The sequence below is a fragment of the Pseudochrobactrum sp. AO18b genome, from assembly GCF_000409565.1.
GTDB classification, from domain to species: Bacteria; Pseudomonadota; Alphaproteobacteria; order Rhizobiales; family Rhizobiaceae; genus Pseudochrobactrum; species Pseudochrobactrum saccharolyticum.
Map to the genome: position 1 here is coordinate 1 of NZ_ANNO01000298.1, position 4,316 is coordinate 4,316.

3 protein-coding genes are annotated in these 4,316 nt (G+C 53.7%); 2 read left to right on the plus strand and 1 reads right to left on the minus strand.

What is annotated here, in order from left to right; all coding sequences use genetic code 11:
- Window positions 1-2,199, minus strand: a 2,199-nt coding sequence (locus tag A918_RS0112125; RefSeq protein WP_022711329.1) for a Tex family protein, incomplete at its 3' end; no start/stop codon positions are given.
- 352 nt (window positions 2,200-2,551) lie between these two features.
- Between A918_RS0112125 and A918_RS20320 the strand changes: the two genes are divergently transcribed.
- Window positions 2,552-3,055 carry a hypothetical protein gene (locus A918_RS20320; protein ID WP_022711330.1) on the plus strand — a complete coding sequence of 168 codons (504 nt, stop codon included), beginning with the start codon at window positions 2,552-2,554 and terminating at the stop codon, window positions 3,053-3,055.
- Window positions 3,055-4,287, plus strand: coding sequence for an HlyD family secretion protein (locus A918_RS0112135; protein ID WP_022711331.1), 1,233 nt, complete (start codon window positions 3,055-3,057; stop codon window positions 4,285-4,287). The genes A918_RS20320 and A918_RS0112135 overlap by 1 nt, the downstream gene beginning before the upstream one ends.
- Window positions 4,288-4,316 lie beyond the last annotated feature (29 nt).

The following is a 4,316-nucleotide window of genomic DNA, read 5'->3' on the forward strand; positions in this document are numbered from 1 at the left end:
CTCGCCCATAGGCTTAGGCGCAGCTTCACCGCCGCCGTCTTTGCGCATGGTCAGGCCGATACGCTTGCGCGGCACATCCACTTCTGTCACACGCACTTTCACCACATCACCGGCTTTCACCACTTCATGCGGGTCCTTGACGAATTTATCCGCAAGCTGGGATACATGCACAAGACCATCCTGATGCACACCGATATCAACAAAAGCACCAAAGGCGGCAACATTGGTCACAGTACCTTCCAGTAACATGCCGGGTTTGAGATCTTTAATATCGTCAATGCCATCGGCAAAGGTGGCGGTTTTGAATTCCGGACGCGGATCACGCCCCGGCTTTTCCAATTCCGACAGAATGTCTTTTACGGTTGGCAGACCAAAGCGCTCATCGACAAAGAGCTTCGGATCAAGCGCACGCAACGCATTGGCGTCGCCCATCAGCGAGCGCACATCGCGGCCGCAAGCGGCAACGATCTTGGCTGCCACGCCATAGGCTTCAGGGTGCACGGATGAGGCATCAAGCGGTTCGACACCATTCGGGATACGCAGGAAGCCAGCAGCCTGTTCAAAGGTACGGTTGCCAAGACGCGCGACTTTGAGCAGGTCTTTACGCTTCTTGAACGGGCCGTTTTCGTTGCGATGCGCAACAATGGCTTCGGCAAGCGATGTGCCAAGGCCGGACACACGGGCGAGCAGTGAAGCGGAAGCCGTATTGAGATCAACACCAACAGCGTTCACCGCATCTTCCACAACCGCATTCAGCATATGGGCAAGGCGTGCCTGATCCACATCGTGCTGATACTGACCGACACCGATGGATTTAGGCTCGATTTTCACCAGCTCTGCAAGCGGGTCTTGCAGGCGACGGGCGATAGAAACTGCGCCGCGCAGGGATACATCAAGCTGCGGGAATTCTGCTGCCGCTGTTTCCGAGGCTGAGTAAACCGATGCACCGGCTTCTGAAACAATCGCTTTAAGCGGTTTCGGAGCAGGCATATCGCCGAGCAGATCGGCAACCATACGCTCGGTCTCACGGCTTGCGGTGCCGTTACCAATGGCGATCAGTTCAACTTTATGCTTGCGGATCAGCGAGGCGATTTCGGCCTGTGCACCGCGCAGATCATTGCGTGGCTGGAACGGATAGACCGTTGCGGTGTCCAGCAGCTTGCCGGTACCGTCAACGATCGCCACTTTCACACCGGTGCGGATGCCCGGATCAAGACCCATGGTAGCACGGGAACCGGCAGGCGCTGCCAGCAGCAGGTCTTTCAGATTGCGGGCGAAAACATTAATCGCTTCTTCTTCCGCACGCTCGCGCAGATCGCGCATCAGATCGAGGGAGAGGGATAGCGAGAGTTTCACACGCCAGGTCCAGCCGATCACTTCCATCAGCCATTTATCACCGGCCAGCGTGCCGCCGACCTGATAGCTATGGGCGATCATCCGCTCAACCGGCTTGACCGGTGATGTATCTTGCTGATCAACAACAATGTCCAGTGTCAGGAAATCTTCATTGCGGCCACGCAACATGGCAAGAGCGCGGTGACCGGCAACCTTGTTCCACTGTTCGCTATGGGCAAAATAATCGGAGAATTTTGCACCTTCGGTCTCTTTTCCGGCAACGACACGGGACTGCAGAACCGCATTGTCCTTCATGTAGCTACGCAGACGGCCAAGCAGATCAGCATTTTCGGTAATACCTTCGGCGATAATATCGCGCGCACCTTCAAGGGCGGCTTTCACATCAGCCACATCCGGTGTGATATAGGCAGTTGCCAGTTCGGCAGGCACAGCAGCGCGATTATCAAGGATTGCCTGTGCCAATGCGCCAAGGCCACGCTCACGCGCGATCTCGGCACGGGTACGGCGCTTTGGTTTATAGGGCAGATAGATATCTTCAAGCTCAGCTTTGGTGCTGACCTTGGCGATTTTCAGCTCCAGCTCCGGTGTGAGCTTTTCCTGTGTACGGATGGAGTCCAGAATGGAACTGCGGCGCGCTTCTAATTCACGCAGATAGGTCAGACGCTCGGACAGGTTACGCAATTGCGTATCATCAAGACCACCGGTCACTTCTTTACGGTAGCGGGCGATGAACGGTACGGTCGAGCCTTCATCAAGCAGGCCGATAGCGGCAACCGCCTGTTCCGGTTTTGCATTGATCTCACCGGCAATGATGGCGGCAATCCGTCTGGTAATGTCTGTCATAAGAATCTCATGCTGATAATAACGCCTTTATCATAGAGCTTTGATGCGGCGCATTGAAGGCGGGAATCATATCCTTGCCGGAATATGACGCAGAGAGTTTCACGACTGAGCAATATTGTTTTGTGTATTATAAATTTCTGATAAAATATTTGCTGTACTCATGATGAGGACGCACGGAACTTTTCAACTTAGCGTTATCAGTAGCCGTTAATGCCGTTTTACTCATATGCGCCTTGTTCTGGCACTAAAACCAACATTTTTTGGCCTTGTTTGCACAGGAAGTGCGGCCTGTTTTTCGCTGAGTGTATTTAATCACTGAAACTTAATCTTCAGATCAGGAGACAGGCAAATTATGGATGTGAGTAAACACCCCATAGCCATTGATCATGTGCCCGCATTTATTACGGCACCGGGACAGACCGATATTCTGTTTAATTTCGTCATTGTTTTTCTCATTTGCATGATCTTTGCCGTTGGCACCCTCTATCTCCGGCTTCATGCTTTGCCGGAGCAAATGGCACATCGTACCAATAAGGTGCAGTTGCAGGTAGTTGCGGTTCTGGCGCTGATTGCGCTCTTTACCCATAATCAGCTTTTCTGGATAGCTGCCCTCTTGCTGGCGATGATTGAACTGCCGAATTTTATTACGCCGGTCACTTCGATGGCCAAGTCTCTGAACAGGATTGCACGCAGCACTTATGTGCCGCAGAACTATCCGCCTGCATCAGTGCCAGCTGCGCAACAGCCTGCTCCTGTAGCGGAAGCTGCCGCTAAACCAGCGGAACCAGTGCAGCCGCAGGCAGCTCAAGACGGGCATTCATCTCATAATCCGGATCAGAGCGGGGAGAAGCAATAATGTTGGAATTTCTTCTCTGTTCAATGGTGACGATTTTGCCGGATTATCTGTTCCGGCGTTATGGTCAGGGTAAACTTATCGGTCACCATATCACGCTTTATTCCGTGTGGTTTGAGCTGCGCTGGGGGATTACAGCCTGTCTTATTCTGACAATCTCGCTGATTACGATGATCTTTTATTATCACCCTTCCACATCCAATGTGACCGCCGCTTATCGCACGGTGACAATCCTGCCGGAAATTCCGGGGCGTGTTGAAGAGGTCTATGTGTCCCGCTTTCAGAAAGTGAAAGCCGGTGATCCGCTGTTCCGCCTTGACAGCAGCAAGCAGGAAGCTGCGATGAAAACTGCAGAGCAGCGTATTGTCGAAGTGCAGGCGGAAACTGAGGTGGCGAAATCTGAGATTGCTGCAACAGATGGTGCGATACAGTCAGTTGAGGCCGCCTATTTGCAGGCGCAGATTGATCTCAATACACAGACTGAGTTGCAGCGCCGCAATCCGAATGTGGTTGCCCAGCGCGAAATTGACCGCCTGACATCCAGCCTTGAAGGACGCAAAGGCGCACTGGCTGAGGCAATTGCCAGAAAGCAGACACTACAGACCAAGATCAGCACTTTATTGCCTGCGCAAAAAGCCAGTGCAGAGGCCGCACTGGAGGAAGCACGGGTGCAGCTGGATAAAACCACTGTGCGTGCCGGTGTGTCCGGTACCGTGCAGCAGTTTACCTTGCGCACGGGTGAGGTGGTGAACCCGCTGTTGCGCCCTGCAGGTGTTCTGGTGCCGGATGATGCCGGACGGGGCAGGCTGGTTGCCGGTTTCAACCAGATTGAGACACAGGTCATCAAGACCGGCATGATCGCCGAAGTTACCTGTATCGGTCAGCCTTTTACAGTTGTACCGATGGTGGTGACTGAGGTTCAGGATGTGATTGCAGGCGGGCAGGTGCGTGCCAGCGATCAGCTGGTTGATGTGCAGCAGCTGAGCCGCCCTGGTACGATTACCGCGACGCTGGAACCTCTTTATGAAAATAGTTTTGGCAATGTGCCTCCGGGCAGCAATTGCATTGCCAATGCCTATACCAGCAATCATGAAGAGCTGCAGGCAGGCACCGCAGGGCCATTGCGTTCGGCATTCCTGCACGCGGTGGATGCCACCGGCCTCGTTCATGCTGTCATTCTGCGCATTCAGGCGATTATGATGCCGGTACAGCTGCTGGTGCTCGGCGGACATTGATGCTGCTGAAAAAGACTAGAGCGGGTTAC